Below are 15,316 nucleotides of genomic sequence, written 5' to 3'. Positions count from 1 at the left end.
ATCCAGCATCTGGCCGGCATGAAGGATTCGAAGGTGATCGTGGCGATCAACAAGGACGAGGAGGCACCGATTTTCCAGGTGGCCGACTACGGGCTTGTCGCCGATCTGTTCGACGTCCTACCCGAGTTCAAGGCGGCGGTCGAGGCGGCCAAGGGCTGACGCCCTGCGTCATCCCGGGCAAGCGTTAGTGCGATCCGGGATCGGCGAGGAACCGCCTGTCGGGTCTCGCGAGGCTGGAAACGCTGGTCTTTCGGCCCTCCGATCCCGGCTCGGGGGCCGGGAGGGCGCCCTGAAAGAGCTTTGCCAAGACACCAAAGGGCCCGCACAACGCGGGCCCTTTTTGCCTTTGGCGTGGCAAAGCCGGCACGGTTCCATGCCGCATTGCGAAAAAGCGCCTTCGGGTTCTTGCGGAGGGGCCGGGAAGTTGCGATGAATAGCGCCTCTTATTTTTCAGGCGCACCCTGGCGCGACAACGAAATCGGAACGAGTGATGGTGGTCGAAATCAAGAAAGTCGGCGTGATTGGCGCTGGCCAGATGGGCAGTGGCATCGCGCATGTGTGTGCGGTCGCCGGGTTTGACGTCGCGCTCAACGACATCTCCAAGGATCGGATCCAGTCCGGCCTCGCCTCGATCAACGGCAACATGGCGCGCCAGGTCAGCAAGGGGCAGCTCGACGAGGAGACCCGGACCGCGGCGCTCGATCGCATCACGGCGGCCGACAGCATGGACCAGCTCGCCGATGTCGATCTGGTGATTGAATCCGCCGTCGAGAACGAGCAGATCAAGCGCAAGATCTTCACCCAGCTTTGCCCGCTGTTGAAGCCGGAAGCGATCCTGGCGACCAACACCTCGTCGATCTCGATCACCCGGCTTGCGGCCACCACCGACCGGCCGGAGCGGTTCATCGGCATTCACTTCATGAACCCGGTTCCGCTGATGGAGCTGGTGGAGCTGGTGCGCGGCATCGCCACCGAGGACGAGACCTTCGAGGCGTCCAAGGTGTTCACGCGCAAGCTCGGCAAGACCATTGCCGTGGCCGAGGATTTCCCGGCCTTCATGGTCAACCGCATCCTGCTGCCAATGATCAACGAGGCGATCTACACCCTTTACGAGGGTGTCGGTTCGGTCGAGGCGATCGACACGGCGATGAGGCTCGGCGCGAACCATCCGATGGGCCCGCTGCAGCTGGCTGATTTCATCGGTCTCGACACCTGCCTGTCGATCATGCAGGTGCTCTATGAAGGGCTGGCCGACAGCAAGTACCGGCCCTGTCCGCTCCTGGTCAAATACGTCGAGGCCGGCTGGCTTGGTCGCAAGACCCAGCGCGGGTTCTACGACTATCGCGGCGAAACCCCGGTTCCGACCCGCTGAGCGACGTGCCAGCGTCATGGCCGGCGGGTCTTGCCTCCGGCCATGACGCCTATCGAGACCCATAGCCGATGAGCAACCTTGCCCGTTACTGCCTGACCAATGCGGCGCCGGAGCGGGAGCGCGAAGCGCTTTTGGTGCTTGGCCCGGGCGGCCAGGTCCTGGAATGCTGGACCTATGGCGCGCTGACGGACGCGGTTCTCGCAGTCGCCGGCGGGCTGGGCGCGCTCGGTCTTGCGCCGGGCGCGCGGGTGCTGTTGCGGCTCGGCCATTCCAGCGATTTTCCGCTGATGTTCTTCGGGGCGATTGCCGCCGGGCTGGTGCCGGTGCCGACCTCGGCGATGCTCACCGGAGACGAATGCGCGGTGATCCTGGCCGACAGCGGTGCGGCGCTGATCCTGCATGACGGGGACACGGTGCTGCCGCCGGATGCGGGTATGGCGCAGGTTCTGCGGCCGGAGGATCTGGCGGCGCTGAAGCGCGCGCCGGCAGCGGCCTTCGCCGAGCTGGATGACGATGCCCCGGCCTTCCTCGTTTACACCTCGGGCACCAGCGGCACGCCGAAAGGGGTGCTGCACGCCCAGCGGTCCGCTCGCGGACGGGCGCCGATGGTGGCGGGCTGGTCCGGGCTCGGCCCCGGCGACCGGCTGCTGCATGCCGGTGCCTTCAACTGGACCTATACGCTTGGCGTCGGCTTGATGGACCCTTGGGCAAGCGGCGCCACCAGCCTCGTCTATGACGGTCCGCATGACCCGCAGCTCTGGCCGGAGCTGATCGAGCGGTCCGGCGCAACGCTGTTTGCCGCCGTCCCGAGCCTCTACCGCCGGATCCTGAAATACGGCAAACCGACGAAAGCCTCGTTCCCGAAGCTGCGGCACGGGTTGACCGCCGGCGAGGCACTTGCCCCGGTGCTGCATGCGGAATGGGTGGAGGCCACGGGCCGGCCGCTTTTTGAAGCGCTCGGGATGAGCGAGATCTCCACCTATATCTCCTCCGGACCGGGGACGCCGACCCGTCCGGGCAGCCCGGGCCGGGCGCAGGCGGGCCGCCGCATTGCCATTTTGCCACCGGAGAGCCCGTCGACCGAGCCGCTGCCGGCGCGCGAGACCGGCCTTCTGGCGGTCCATCGCGACGATCCGGGGCTGATGCTCGGCTACTGGGGCAGGCCGGAGGACACGGCGGCGGCGTTTCGCGGCGACTGGTTCCTGACCGGCGACCAGGCGTCGATCGATGCGGACGGCTATGTCTGGTACGGTGGGCGCGACGACGATGTGATGAATGCCTTCGGCTACCGGGTGGCGCCGCAGGAGGTGGAAAAGGTGCTGCAGACCCATCCGGAGGTGCTGGAGGTCGCGGTCACCGATCTCTCCTTGCGCGACGGGGTGTCGCTGATCACCGCGTTCATCGTGCCGCGCGAGGCCAGCGGCTTCGATGAGACGGCGCTGGCCGAACATGCGGCGGCGCATCTGGCCGAATACAAGCGGCCGAAGCTCTACAGGAGCATTGCCGCCCTGCCGCGCACGCCTTCGGGCAAGGTGCGGCGCAAGGCGTTGAAATCCGCGTAGCGCGCTGGCGGCGATCTTAATGCTTCGTTAAGCCTGCGGGCGGATGCTCGGGCTTGGTTCAAGGAGCTCTTCGATGTCGAATGTCGCAGCCGCAATGGCGGGCGCCCAGCAGGCTCAGATGCAGACGGTACTCGCGGCCAAGTTCATGAAGATGAACGCCAGCGCCGAGGCAGGGATTGTCGCCCTTTTGGAGCAGAACGTCGAGGCTACGGCCGCCGCGGCCAAAGCGCCGGTCGCCAATGGCGTCGGCGGTAAGGTCGATATCAGCGTCTGATCCCGTGCCGCGCTCCTGTTCGCCGACCGCTACGTTCCGGGCGCTTCCAGCGCCTTGCGAATCAGCGCCTTGGCATCGTCCGACGCCCATTCCGCCGGCCCCATCAAGGTGCCGATCTCACAGCCATCGCGGCCGATCAGCATGGTGGCCGGCAGGCCGGGTGCGCGTCCGCGCGAGCGCATGTCCTTGAAGATCTTCATTGAGGAGTCGGCGTAGAAGGCCAGGTCGGTGACGCCGATATCGGCGAGGAAGGCCTTGGGCTTGTCAGCGCTGCCCAGATCCACATTGACGGCGACCACTTCGAACTCATCGTTGCCCATTTCCGCCTGAAGGGTGCCGAGCGCCGGCATTTCCTTGCGGCAGGGGGCACACCAGGTGGCCCAGAGGTTGAGCAGCACCGTCCGGCCGGCGAAATCGCCGAGGGTCCGCGTCGCGCCGCTGTCGTCGGTGAAGCTGAGGTCGGCCACCGACAGGGGCTTGCTGGCGGGCAGGAAGGCAGCCACCTCGCCGCTTGCCAGCGGTGCGACGGCGCTGGCCAGATCGAGCGCGGCGGGGCAACTTGCTGCCGCCTCCCGGTTGCCATCGGCCCCGCCCATCACGTATACCCCGGTCATTCCGGCCACCACCACTGCGGCGCCGAGTGCGGCAAAGACGGGAAGGCGGTTTCGTCGGGGCTGTGGTCCGTTTGTCATCTATCCGTTTTCCGTCCGAAGGGCACCAGAAGGGCACGTTCATGAGCAATCGTATGTGGGGCGGCCGGTTCGCCGAGGGTCCCGACGCCATCATGGAGGAGATCAACGCCTCCATCGACTACGACCGCAAGCTTTACCAGCAGGATATAGCGGGCTCCAAGGCCCATGTCCGCATGTTGGCGGCGCGAAATATTGTCGCCGGCGAGGACGCGGAGACGATTGCAAAGGGTCTGGACACGATCCAGGCGGAAATCGAAGCCGGTGCCTTCGCGTTTTCCCGGGCGCTGGAAGACATCCACATGAACATCGAGGCGCGGTTGGCGGAGCTGATCGGCCCGACCGCCGGGCGGCTGCACACCGCGCGTTCGCGCAACGACCAGGTGGCGACGGATTTCCGCATCTGGGTGCGTGACACGCTGGATACGCTCGATGAGCAGGTGACGGCGCTGATCCAGGCGCTGGCCGAGCGGGCGCTGGAACATGCCGGCGACGTGATGCCGGGCTTCACCCACCTCCAGTCGGCGCAGCCGGTGACCTTCGGCCATCACCTGATGGCCTATGTGGAGATGTTCGCCCGCGATCGCGGCCGGATGCGCGATGCGCGCGCGCGGATGAACGAATGTCCGCTGGGCGCGGCGGCGCTGGCCGGCACCTCCTTCCCGATCGACCGGGACATGACGGCGGAAAGCCTCGGCTTCGATCGGCCGACGGCCAATTCGCTCGATGCGGTGTCCGACCGCGATTTCGTGCTGGAAGCCCTGTCGGCAGCGGCGATTGCGTCGATGCATCTGTCGCGGCTCGCCGAGGAAATCGTCATCTGGTGCTCCGCCCAGTTCGGCTTCGTCACCCTGTCCGACCGGTTCTCCACCGGTTCGTCGATCATGCCGCAGAAGAAGAACCCGGATGCGGCCGAGCTGGTGCGGGCCAAGACCGGCCGCATCTACGGCGGCCTGACCGCGCTGCTGGTGATGATGAAAGGACTGCCGCTGGCCTATTCGAAGGACATGCAGGAAGACAAGGAGCAGGCATTCGACGCGCTGCCCAGCCTGTCTCTGGCGCTGGCGGCGATGACCGGCATGGTGCGTGATCTGGTGCCCAACACCCGCGAGATGAAAAAGGCGGCCGGTTCGGGCTATTCCACCGCCACGGATCTGGCCGACTGGCTGGTGCGGGTGCTGGGCATTCCGTTCCGCGAGGCTCACCACGTGACCGGACGCATCGTCGCCCTGGCGGTGGAGCGCGGGGTTGCCCTGCACCGGATCCCGCTGGAGGACATGCAGGCGGTGGAACCGCGCATCACCGCCGATATCTTCACCGTGCTGACCGTGGACAAGTCCGTGCGCAGCCGCACCAGCTATGGCGGCACTGCGCCTGCCAATGTGCGCAAGCAGGCCCGGCGCTGGTTGCAGCGGTTGGAGCGTGAAGCCAAGAAGGGCTGACCCACTCATGTGGAGGGCTTGCGAGGGATCGGGTCCTGTGCGAGGAACGAGAATGAGTTCAGCGGGAACCACAGCGGAGTTCTGCCACAGATGACGTCCGGTCTAGCCTCGGTGCCAGCGCGCGCCGTCTTGTTGCTCGTCGCGCTGCTGGCCGCCGGCACCCTTGCCGGTTGCGGTCGGCGCGGGGCGCTCGACAGCCCGGCCGCCGCCGGGTCGTCCGCCGTCACCGACCCGATGGGCGCCCCGGTGGTTCAGGAGCCGGCCAATGAGCCGGTCAACGACACGCCCTTCATCCTCGACGCCATCATCTGACGTTTGCGATCCGGTGGCCGCCGCCTCCCCGTGCGGCGGCTAGCGGTCCTTCGCCAGCGTCTCATATCCAGGGTCTCCCTCATGCATCACTTTTCTTATGTGAACGACCGACTTCATGCCGAGGACGTGCCGGTCGCGGAGATCGCCGCGGCGGTGGGAACGCCGTTCTACTGCTACTCGACGGCCACGCTGGAACGGCATTACCGGGTGTTCAGCGAAGCCTTTGCCAATATCGATGCGCTGGTCTGCTACGCGGTGAAGGCGAACTCGAACCAGGCGGTTCTGACGACGCTGGCCCGGATGGGCGCGGGTATGGATGTGGTCTCGGGCGGCGAATTGCGCCGGGCCCGGGCCGCAGGCGTGCCCGGCGAGAAGATCCTCTTTTCTGGTGTCGCCAAGACGGAGGAGGAACAGGCTCTCGGACTGGACGAGGGCATTTTGTGCTTCAACGTGGAAAGCGAGGCGGAGCTGCTTCAGCTTTCCCGGGTGGCGACGGAAAAGGGGAAGACCGCACGGGTGTCGCTGCGCATCAATCCGGATGTGGATGCGCGCACCCATGCCAAGATTTCCACCGGCAAATCGGAAAACAAGTTCGGCATTCCCTGGCGCCGGGCCCGCGAGGCCTATGCGGCCGCCGGCAAGCTGCCGGGGATCGAGGTGACCGGCATCGACATGCATATCGGCTCGCAGATCGTCGAGCTTGAGCCGTTCGATGCCGCTTTCTCCCGCCTTGGAACCCTGATCGGCGAGTTGCGCGCCGACGGTCACACCATCGATCATGTGGATCTCGGTGGCGGTCTTGGCATTCCCTATCAGGACAACAACGAGCCGCCGCCCAACCCGGAAGCCTATGCGCGGATCGTGCGTCGGCACGTGGAAGATCTCGACTGCAAGGTGATCTTCGAGCCGGGACGGATGATCGCCGGTAATGCCGGGATCCTCGTGACCAAGGTGGTCTATGTGAAGGAAGGGGCGGACAAGGCCTTCGTCATCGTCGATGCGGCGATGAACGACCTGATCCGGCCGACGCTCTACGATGCCTATCACGAGGTCCGGCCAGTGGTCGTCAAGGGCGCCGATCATCCGCGCATTCGCGCCGATGTGGTCGGCCCGGTCTGCGAGACCGGCGATTACCTGGCGCATGACCGGGATCTGCCGGCTGTGGAAGCCGGGGAGTTGCTGGTTGTCCATTCCGCCGGCGCCTATGGCGCGGTGCTGGCCAGCAGCTACAACAGCCGTCTTCTGGTGCCGGAAGTGCTGGTCAATGGCGACCGCTACAGCGTGGTGCGGCCCCGGCCGAGCTACGATGATCTGATCGGTCAGGATCGGTTGCCGGACTGGCTGACCGAGGACTGAACCGCGCGGACCACATCGGCGTTTGCCGAAGCGGCGCTTGCCAAAGTGGGGCAAAGGCCCCACCCTTATCTTAAAGCCGGATTGCGATAACCGTTCGTCCGGCCGGGCTGGCGGGCACGGAGGCATGACGGTGAGTGAACACGGCGCACCGAAAAGCGCCCGCCCTGGCGCGGGTCCCGCCAAGGATACCCGGCGGCTGGGCCGCGCCATCTGGACCGCACGGGCGGCGATCTGGTGGGAGGCCGCCTGGCCCCGGCTTCAGGGCATTCTGATCCTCCTTGTCTTTTATGTCGGCCTGTCCTGGCTGGGGCTGTGGGCGCTACTGCCGCGCTGGCTGGCGATCCTCTGTCTCCTTGTGTTTGCCGCGCTGCTGCTGCGGGCCGTCTATCGGCTGCGGTTCGTCCGCTGGCCTTCGCGCGCGGAAGCGGTCCACCGTGTCGAACTGGACACCGGACTGCGTCACCGGCCCCTGTCGGCGCTTGACGATCGCCTGTTCGGACAGGGAGACGGCGCCGAAACCGGGGTTCTATGGGCCGCGCACCAGGCCCGGATGGCCGAAGCCCTGAAAAACCTGCGGGCGGCGGTCCCGCATCCGGAGGCGTTTCGCGCCGATCCGCTCGCCCTGCGGGTGCTGGCGGTGCTGTTTCTGATCGTCGGCTTTCATGTGGCAGGCGATGAGCGCTGGCGGCGGCTGTCGCCCTTCGTCGCCGACGAGGTGGCACAGGCGGCGCCGGCCCTCAGGATCGATGCCTGGATCACCCCGCCGGTGCACACACGGCGGGCGCCGGTGTTCCTGACCGGAGCAAGCGCACGGCTGCGCGACCCGGGTCAGCCGGTTTCCGTGCCGGAGGGCAGCGAGGTCACGGTCCGGGCGCAAGGGATCGAGGGGCTGTCCGTGCTCCTGACCGGCAGGGCCGAACCGCAGGTGCTGGCGGCGTTCGATAGCGCCCCGGGCGGTGGGACGGGGCCGGGCAACCATCGCGGCGTGCTGGAGCGGTCCGGCGAGTTGCAGATCCGCGATGGCGACCGGCTGATCGATGCCTGGTCGATTGTCGTTGAGCCGGATGCAGCGCCGACCGTCCGGCTGCTGGATGATCCGGAAGAGCAGTTCAGCGGCAGTGTCCGGTTCTCCTATCTTTTGGGCGATGACTACGGGATCGTCGAGGCCTGGGCCGACGTCAGCCCGGTGCGCTCGAACCGGCGGAATGGCGGCGCACCGGCGCGGCCCCTGGTAGAGGCGCCGCATTTCCCGCTGTCGCTGCCTGGCGGCGAAAGCGGCCGCGGTGCAGGCGAGACGATCCGCGACCTGACGAGCCATCCCTGGGCCGGGTCGCCCGTCAGCCTGGTGCTGGGTGCGCGTGACCATGCCGGGCAGGAGGGGCGCTCGACGCCGCATGACTTCACGCTGCCGCAGCGGCGCTTTGCCAAGCCGCTGGCGCGAGCGATTGTCGAACAGCGCCGGGACCTGGCGCTTGATGCCAACGCGCAGGTGCGGGTGCTCGATGCTTTCGACGGACTGCTGCTGGCGCCGGACCAGTTCATCGAACGGCCGCGCACCTATCTGGGCATGCGCTTCGTGCGGCAACGGATCGCCGAGGCGCAGACCGATGACGCCTTGCGTGAAACGGTCGACCTGATGTGGGAGCTGGCGCTGTCGATCGAGGATGGCAACCTGTCGCTCGCCGAACAGGCCCTGCGCGATGCGCAGGAGGCGCTGCGCAAGGCGCTGGAGGAGGGGGCGTCCGATGAGGAGATTGCCCGGCTCACCGATGAGCTGCGCAAGGCGCTGGACACCTATCTTCAGGCGCTGGCCGAGCAGATGCGCCAGAACCCGCAGGCGATGCAGCCGATGGATCCGAACATGCGGTCAATGCGGCCGCAGGATCTTGAGGAGATGCTCTCCCGGATCGAGGAACTGGCGCGCACCGGCTCGCGCGATGCGGCCCGCGAGTTGTTGGCCGAGATGCAGCGGATGCTGGAGAACCTTCAGACCGGCCGGCCGCAACAGATGCCCGGCGGCATGAGCCAGGAGATGATGGAGGCGCTCAACGAGCTCGGCCAGATGATCCAGCGGCAACAGGAGCTGATGGACCAGACCCACCGGTTCGACCAGGGCAATCCGGATGGCGATCCGCAGCAGGGACAACGGGGCCGGGACGGCGAACAAGGGCAGATGACCCCGGAGCAGATGGCCGAGGCGCTGCGCCGGTTGCAGCAGGGGCAGGGGGACTTGAGCGACCGGTTGCAGCAGCTTCTGGACCAGATGGGCGAGAACGGCATCCCGCAAAACGATGAACTGGGCCGGGCCGGCAAGGAGATGGGCAAGGCGCGCGACAGTCTCGGCGAGGGGGATTCAGGCAGCGCGCTCGGGCAGCAGGGCAATGCGCTCGATGCGTTGCGGCGCGGGGCGCAAGGGCTCGCCGAGCAGATGTTCGGTCAGGGGCAGAGCGGACCGGGCATGGCCCGTCAGAGCGGCCCGCGCGATGAGGATCCGCTGGGCCGGCCTCGGCGATCCGAGGGGCCGGATTTTGGCGGTCAGGTGCGGGTGCCGGATGAGATCGACGTGCAGCGGGCGCGTCGGATCCTGGAGGAGTTGCGCCGGCGGTTCTCCGATCCGGGGCGGCCGACGCTGGAGCTGGATTATCTGGAGCGGTTGCTGCGGCGCTACTGAGCGGGCGGCGCAGGTCTTCGCCGGTGGTTCGAGGGACGCGGACGAGAGAGCCGCCCGCGTCAGGCGTAGAGACGCCGCTCGTCCTCGCGGACGATCCCATGCACCGCATCATGAACGGCGCGGCGGATCTCGGCGAGCGAGAAGGGTTTCACCACCACATCGTGGACCAGGGCGTCAAGGCCGCTGGCCCGTTCGCGCTGATCGGCGAAGCCGGTCATCAGCAGGATCGGCACGTCGGGATAGTCGCGGCCAGCCACCAGCGCGAAGGCGATGCCATCCATCACCGGCATCTTGATGTCCGACAGGATGAGATCGAACGCCCCGTCCGCCCGGGCGAGGCTGGCGGCGGCGGCGGCGCCGTCCTCCTCGGCGATGACCGTATGGCCGTCCAGCTCAAGCGCGCGCGTGACGAAGCTGCGGACCGCTTCGTCGTCCTCGGCGAGTAGGATGTGGCTCATGTCACTCTCCCGTTTGCTCTTCCGCCTGCCCTTCGGTGTCCTGAACCACGTAGCCGATGAAGGGGAGTTGGCGCCATTTGTGGCCCATGTCCATTCCATAGCCGACGACGAATTTGTCGGGACAGGTAAAGCCCACGTAATCCGCAGAAATGGCGGTTTTGCGGCGCATCGGCTTGTCGAGCAGCGCGGCGATGCGGACCGACCCGGCCCCGCGCCGGCTGAGCCGCTCCTTGGCGAAGGCAAGTGTGCGCCCGCTTTCCAGAATGTCGTCCACCAGAACGATGTCCCGCCCCGCCACGTCGCTTTCGACATCGCGCAGGACCTTGATATCGCCCGAGGATTCCGTTCCGGCGCCATAGCTTGAGAGATGGATGAACTCCATCTCCGGTTCAAGACCGATCCTGTGCAACGCCCGCACCAGATCGGCGGCGAACATGAAGCTGCCCTTCAGAACGGCGATGACCAACAGCCCGGACGGGACGTCGGCGGCAATATGCCGCGCCAGATCCTCGACCCGGCTGGCGATTTCGGTCTCGTCGTAAAGGGTGTGAATGTCAGGCTTGCGCCCCATCATGATTTCGCCTGTTTCTGTTTGCGTTCGACAAAACGAACCTGAATGTCCGCAGCCAGTTCCGGGGGGGCTGACAAGCGGGTGCGGAAACGTGTGGTAGCCCCCGGGTCGAGGCGCTGAAGCCTGGGTTCGACCACCCAGGCATAGATCTCCTGTGCGTCCTCGCTGCGCAAGGCAAACCGCAGCGCCGGTACCCGGGAGGACTCCTGAGTAATGTTCTCGATGGTGCCTTCCACCACCAGCACAATGGTTCCTTTTTCCAATTCGCGGAAGGTTCTGAGGTCGCGGAATTCCAATCCGCGCAGATTGACCTCGAAACCGGCAAGGGCGAACAGCCCGGCAAGATCGGGCATGCGCGCGACAATCGGCGTGCGGAAGGCGATAAACAGGGCGCAGAGCGCCAGTGCTCCGGCGAAGAGGCCCGCACCGAGCACCCGGCGGGGCTTGATCTGGCGCAGCCGCCGGCCCAGGGCACCGGCAAGGGCGGCAACGGGCGACCGGCGCTTCCTGGGCTTCACGTTGATCTTGGGCTTGCGGGCCAGGGTTTCGATATCCACCGGCGCCGCAGGCGTCTCTTCATCCTTGCCGCTGTCTTGAGGGACGCTGTCGAACGTGTCCAATGCGTCGAGCGCGGTGCTGTCCGCCAGCCGGCTGAACGCGTCATCCATGTCGGCGGGAGGCGCCTGGTCGGATGCGGTCTTGGGCTCAGGGTCGAAAGAGCTGTCGCTCTCCCCGGAAGGGCTGTCTTCCTGTGCGGTGGCGGCGGTCTGGTCCGGGCCGATGGCCTCTTGCGAGGACAGCTCCGACGGCCAGTCGGTTTCCTCATGCGCATCGGTTTCGGCCGCAGGCGTCGGATCGGCATGCCAACGGGAGCCGCAGCGGGTGCATTTCACGCTGCGGCCGGCCGATCCCAATGCTTCGGCGGTCACCTCATAGGAGGTGCCGCAGTCCGGGCATGTGATTTTCATTGTGGACGAAACCTCGTCATATCCACAAACCTGTCACCTTCTCGCTCAAGGCCGCCATATGCCGCCCGGTCGCGCAGTCCGCTGGCTATCCCACAGGCGTTTCGGCCAGTCGTCGCCCCCGAACCAGCCTGATCCGCTGGCCGCATACGCCCGGCCTCCGACCTTGCACGGGCGCGCGATGGTCGAAAGCTGCCGGTTGCCCATGACGCCCGTATATCGTTAATGAAGCGTTAAAGGCATGCGGGTAGGCTGCGGGCGCGCGTGCAGGAGAGGGTATTCCGTGATCCGTTTCGAAAATGTCGGGCTACGCTACGGTATGGGGCCGGAGGTGTTGCGCGATCTGTCCTTCGAGATCAAGCCGCAGTCGTTCCAGTTCCTGACCGGCCCGTCCGGCGCCGGCAAGACGAGCCTGATGCGGCTGTTGTTCCTGTCGCTGACGCCGACCCGGGGGTTGATCAAGGCGTTTGGCAAGGACACGTCAGCGCTGAAGAAAAGCCAGATCCCGGCCCTGCGCCGGCGGATCGGCATCGTCTTTCAGGATTTCCGTCTGCTCGATCATCTGACGACCTATGAAAATGTCGCCCTGCCACTGCGGGTGGTGGGGCAGGAGGAGAGCCAGTACCGCTCCGATGTGGTGGAGCTGCTCAAATGGGTCGGGCTGGGCGAGCGGATGCACGTGCTGCCGCCGGTGCTTTCGGGCGGAGAAAAGCAGCGAGCGGCCATCGCCCGGGCGCTGATCACCCGGCCGGAACTGCTGCTGGCGGATGAGCCGACCGGCAACGTCGATCCGCCGCTCGCCCGCCGGCTCTTGCGCCTCTTCATCGAACTGAACCGGCTTGGAACCTCGGTGGTGATCGCCACCCACGATCTGGCGTTGATGGAGCAGGTCGATGCGCGCAGGATGGAACTGGGCGAAGGACGGCTTGTGATCCATGACTGATACACCCGCGAAGAAAGCCCCTGGGGGAGCCGCGCCGCATCGGATGCCACCCCGCCCGGGGAAGCCGGCGAGACCGGCAAAGCGAAGCGGTCCGTCCGGGGTGGAGAAGCTGCGCTCCAGCCTCAAGCGCCGGATGGCGCGGCCCGGTGCCCGGGGCGAGCTGCGCCCCTCCGCGCCGATCGTTCCCTCCCAGGCGGTCGCGGGCCGGGCATTGACGCTGGTGGTGGCGATCATGAGCTTTCTCGCCTGCCTGACGGTGGGCGCGGTGACCATCATCCACGAGGCGGCCAATGCCTGGTCGAACGATCTGGTGCGCGAGGTGACGATCCAGATCCGCCCGGCGGACGGGGTCGACATGCTTCGCGAGATCGAAAAGGCGATTGCGGTGGCGCGGGAGTTTCCCGGGGTGGGTGCGGTGCGCGCCCTGTCCGATGAGGAAACCAAGGCTCTGTTACAGCCCTGGCTTGGGGCCGGGCTCGACCTGGAAAGCCTGCCGGTGCCGCGCCTGATCCAGGTGAACATTGCCGATGCGGCGATCCTCGATCTTGCCGGCCTGCGCCAGGCCGTGGTCGAACAGGTCAATGGCGCCAGCCTGGATGACCATTCCCTTTGGACCGACCGGTTGGCGGCGATGGCCAATGCGGTGGTGTTCGGCGGGGTGGCGATCCTGGCGCTGGTGCTCGGCTCGATGGTGCTGTCGGTGGTGTTCGCGACCCGGGCGGCGATGGCCGGCAACCGGGATGTGGTCGAGGTGCTGCATTTCGTCGGCGCCGAGGATGGCTTTGTGGCGCGGGAGTTTCAGCGCCACTTCCTGCTGCTCGGCCTGAAGGGCGGTCTCGCCGGCGGTCTGGCCGCCTGCGCCGTGTTCCTTGTTCTCGGCGTGCTTGCCGATGGCAACACCGGCCTTGCCGGCATGGAGCAGGCGGTGGTGCTGTTCGGCGGGGTCTCGGTCGGTCTCGCCGGCTATCTCGGCGTTCTGGCGGTGATCTTCCTGGTGACCGTGCTGACGGCGGCAACCTCGCGGGTCGCGGTGCACGCGCATCTGCGCCGGATCGACTGAGCCGTCCTTGCAGCGTGAGGCGGGCGGCGCCCCTGCCGTCCGCGCGGCCTGCCTCTCCGAGGCCCGAGCCCTTCTTCCGGAGGCAAGGCACAAAAAAAGCGACCCGAAGGTCGCTTTTTCCGTTTTTATGGCGCTGCAACAGCGCGGGCGCGCCGATTATTCGGCGGCAGCTTCCGCAGCAGCTGCCTTGCGCTCGGCGTCCTTGGCCGCCTTGGCGCTGGCCAGTTCGGCCTTGGCAGCGTCGTTGAGCTTGCGCGCGCGGGTGTTGGTCGCCTCGACGATACGGGCGGACTTACCGCGACGGCCGCGCAGGTAGTAGAGCTTGGCGCGGCGCACCTTACCGCGACGAACCACCTCGACGCCTTCGATCATCGGCGAGAAGATCGGGAACACACGCTCCACGCCTTCGCCGTAGGAGATCTTGCGGACGGTAAAGCTCTCGTTGATGCCGCCGCCGGACCGGGCGATGCACACGCCTTCATAGGCCTGGACACGGGTGCGGTTGCCTTCCGTGACCTTGACGTTGACGCGGATCGTGTCGCCTGCGGAAAACTCCGGGAGCTTGCGGGCGGCTTCGATCTTCGCCATTTCCTCGGCGTTGAGCTGCTCGATGATGTTCATGGCACTACCTTTGGATGTTCGCTCGGTCAGAGCGTCCGCAAACGATCGAGCCGCCGGGACGAATTCACCGTAGTTTTGGCCAGACCGGGCGGTCCGCCCGGGAATTGAGATCAGGCTTCCGCGCGGCGTTGCGACCACCAAGGATCGCACGCGGCACCGCATTGCGGAACCCGTGTGGCGCGGGTGATACCGCAGCCCGCAGCGTTTGTCATCTGTTTTCTGCCTTTCCGGGGCTGGGGATGGGTGCCTGCGTGCGGGCATGGGCCTGCCACAGGTCCGGGCGGCGTTCCCGGGTCAGCCGTTCGGCCTCTTCGCGCCGCCAGGCGTCGATCCGCGCGTGATCGCCAGAGGCGAGGATCGGGGGAATGTCCTGCCCCTCGAAGCTGCGCGGGCGGGTGTAGTGGGGATGCTCCAACAGGCCGGTCTCGAAGCTCTCCAGGGCGCCGCTCTCGGCATTGCCCATGACCCCGGGGATCAGCCGCACCACCGCATCGAGCAACACCATGGCGGCGATTTCACCGCCGGAGAGAATGTAGTCGCCAATCGAGACCTCGGTAAGGCCCCGGCCGGTGATGACGCGCTCATCGACGCCCTCGAAGCGGCCGCAGACGATGACCACACCCGGGCCGGCGCCGATGTCGCGCACCAGCGACTGGGTCAAGGGGCGGCCGCGCGGGCTCATCAAGAGGCGCGGGCGGGGATCCTCCGGCGGGCTTGCCGCATCGATCGCCCGGGCCAGGACGTCCGCGCGCAGCACCATGCCGGCGCCGCCGCCGGCCGGGGTATCATCGACCGAGCGGTGACGGTCGGTGGCGTGGTCGCGGATCTGTCGGGCCTCCAGCTCCCAGTCGCCCCGCTCCAGCGCCCGGCCGGCGAGGCTGGCGCCGAGCGGACCGGGAAACATGTCCGGGTAAAGGGTGAGGATCGAAGCCTTGAAGGTCATGTCTGTCTTTCGAGAAAACTGCGCCGGGGTCCGGGACCCGGCGATCCCGCCGGCAGGCGGGCGGTGACACGTTTGAT

At 66.8% G+C, this 15,316-nt stretch carries 15 protein-coding genes and 1 pseudogene; 10 read left to right on the top strand and 6 right to left on the bottom strand.

What is annotated here, in order from left to right; translation table 11 throughout:
* The 4 genes and pseudogenes from LC062_RS18365 to LC062_RS18350 all read left to right on the top strand — a co-directional run.
* A pseudogene (locus tag LC062_RS18365) lies at positions 1–159 on the top strand (electron transfer flavoprotein subunit alpha/FixB family protein); the annotation flags it as partial.
* 331 nt (positions 160–490) lie between these two features.
* Positions 491–1,372: a 3-hydroxybutyryl-CoA dehydrogenase gene (locus tag LC062_RS18360; protein WP_224912476.1), complete on the top strand. Its 882-nt coding sequence runs from the start codon at positions 491–493 to the stop codon at positions 1,370–1,372.
* Positions 1,373–1,440: 68 nt separating this feature from the next.
* The gene (locus tag LC062_RS18355) at positions 1,441–2,934 is read left to right on the top strand and encodes a class I adenylate-forming enzyme family protein (protein ID WP_224912475.1); all 1,494 of its coding nucleotides are present in this window, start codon (positions 1,441–1,443) and stop codon (positions 2,932–2,934) included.
* Positions 2,935–3,007: 73 nt separating this feature from the next.
* Positions 3,008–3,208, top strand: a complete 201-nt coding sequence (locus tag LC062_RS18350) for a hypothetical protein (RefSeq protein ID WP_181759770.1) — start codon at positions 3,008–3,010, stop codon at positions 3,206–3,208.
* 29 nt (positions 3,209–3,237) lie between these two features.
* Here LC062_RS18350 and tlpA read toward each other — a convergent pair whose 3' ends face one another.
* Positions 3,238–3,900, bottom strand: coding sequence for a thiol:disulfide interchange protein TlpA (tlpA, locus tag LC062_RS18345; RefSeq protein ID WP_224912474.1), 663 nt, complete (start codon positions 3,898–3,900; stop codon positions 3,238–3,240).
* Positions 3,901–3,941: 41 nt separating this feature from the next.
* On the opposite strand from tlpA, the gene argH reads away from it, so the two are divergent.
* From argH to LC062_RS18325, 4 genes are all read left to right on the top strand, one after another.
* Complete coding sequence (argH, locus tag LC062_RS18340; protein WP_224912473.1) at positions 3,942–5,339, top strand: argininosuccinate lyase; 1,398 nt, start codon at positions 3,942–3,944, stop codon at positions 5,337–5,339.
* 90 nt (positions 5,340–5,429) lie between these two features.
* Positions 5,430–5,651, top strand: coding sequence for a lipoprotein (locus LC062_RS18335; protein WP_224912472.1), 222 nt, complete (start codon positions 5,430–5,432; stop codon positions 5,649–5,651).
* An 81-nt stretch (positions 5,652–5,732) separates the two neighbouring features.
* A complete protein-coding gene (gene lysA / locus LC062_RS18330) occupies positions 5,733–7,007 on the top strand; it encodes a diaminopimelate decarboxylase (RefSeq protein WP_224912471.1) in 1,275 nt (424 codons plus the stop codon).
* Between the two features lie 124 nt (positions 7,008–7,131).
* Positions 7,132–9,678 (top strand): TIGR02302 family protein, encoded by a 2,547-nt coding sequence (locus tag LC062_RS18325; RefSeq protein ID WP_404829746.1) that lies wholly within the window; start codon positions 7,132–7,134, stop codon positions 9,676–9,678.
* 59 nt (positions 9,679–9,737) lie between these two features.
* Here the strand turns inward: LC062_RS18325 and LC062_RS18320 are convergent, their stop codons facing one another.
* The 3 genes from LC062_RS18320 to LC062_RS18310 are packed head-to-tail and all read right to left on the bottom strand — an operon-like array spanning position 9,738 to position 11,675.
* Complete coding sequence (locus tag LC062_RS18320) at positions 9,738–10,136, bottom strand: response regulator (RefSeq protein ID WP_224912469.1); 399 nt, start codon at positions 10,134–10,136, stop codon at positions 9,738–9,740.
* A 1-nt stretch (position 10,137) separates the two neighbouring features.
* A complete protein-coding gene (gene hpt, locus LC062_RS18315) occupies positions 10,138–10,707 on the bottom strand; it encodes a hypoxanthine phosphoribosyltransferase (RefSeq protein WP_224912480.1) in 570 nt (189 codons plus the stop codon).
* Complete coding sequence (locus tag LC062_RS18310) at positions 10,707–11,675, bottom strand: MJ0042-type zinc finger domain-containing protein (RefSeq protein WP_224912468.1); 969 nt, start codon at positions 11,673–11,675, stop codon at positions 10,707–10,709. The genes hpt and LC062_RS18310 overlap by 1 nt, the downstream gene beginning before the upstream one ends.
* Before the next feature lie 280 nt (positions 11,676–11,955).
* On the opposite strand from LC062_RS18310, the gene ftsE reads away from it, so the two are divergent.
* Positions 11,956–12,615 carry a cell division ATP-binding protein FtsE gene (gene ftsE / locus LC062_RS18305; RefSeq protein WP_224912467.1) on the top strand — a complete coding sequence of 220 codons (660 nt, stop codon included), beginning with the start codon at positions 11,956–11,958 and terminating at the stop codon, positions 12,613–12,615.
* 100 nt (positions 12,616–12,715) lie between these two features.
* Positions 12,716–13,675: a cell division protein FtsX gene (locus tag LC062_RS18300; protein WP_318246115.1), complete on the top strand. Its 960-nt coding sequence runs from the start codon at positions 12,716–12,718 to the stop codon at positions 13,673–13,675.
* A gap of 156 nt (positions 13,676–13,831) precedes the next feature.
* Here the strand turns inward: LC062_RS18300 and rplS are convergent, their stop codons facing one another.
* Both rplS and trmD read right to left on the bottom strand, forming a co-directional pair.
* Positions 13,832–14,296 carry a 50S ribosomal protein L19 gene (rplS, locus tag LC062_RS18295; protein ID WP_224912466.1) on the bottom strand — a complete coding sequence of 155 codons (465 nt, stop codon included), beginning with the start codon at positions 14,294–14,296 and terminating at the stop codon, positions 13,832–13,834.
* 208 nt (positions 14,297–14,504) lie between these two features.
* Positions 14,505–15,239: a tRNA (guanosine(37)-N1)-methyltransferase TrmD gene (gene trmD / locus LC062_RS18290; protein WP_224912465.1), complete on the bottom strand. Its 735-nt coding sequence runs from the start codon at positions 15,237–15,239 to the stop codon at positions 14,505–14,507.
* Positions 15,240–15,316: the final 77 nt, after the last annotated feature.

The sequence above is a fragment of the Stappia indica genome (assembly GCF_020177335.1).
GTDB lineage: Bacteria > Pseudomonadota > Alphaproteobacteria > Rhizobiales > Stappiaceae > Stappia > Stappia indica_B.
The sequence above is the reverse complement of the archived record's forward strand: the minus strand, read 5'-3'. Positions and strand labels throughout refer to the sequence as shown.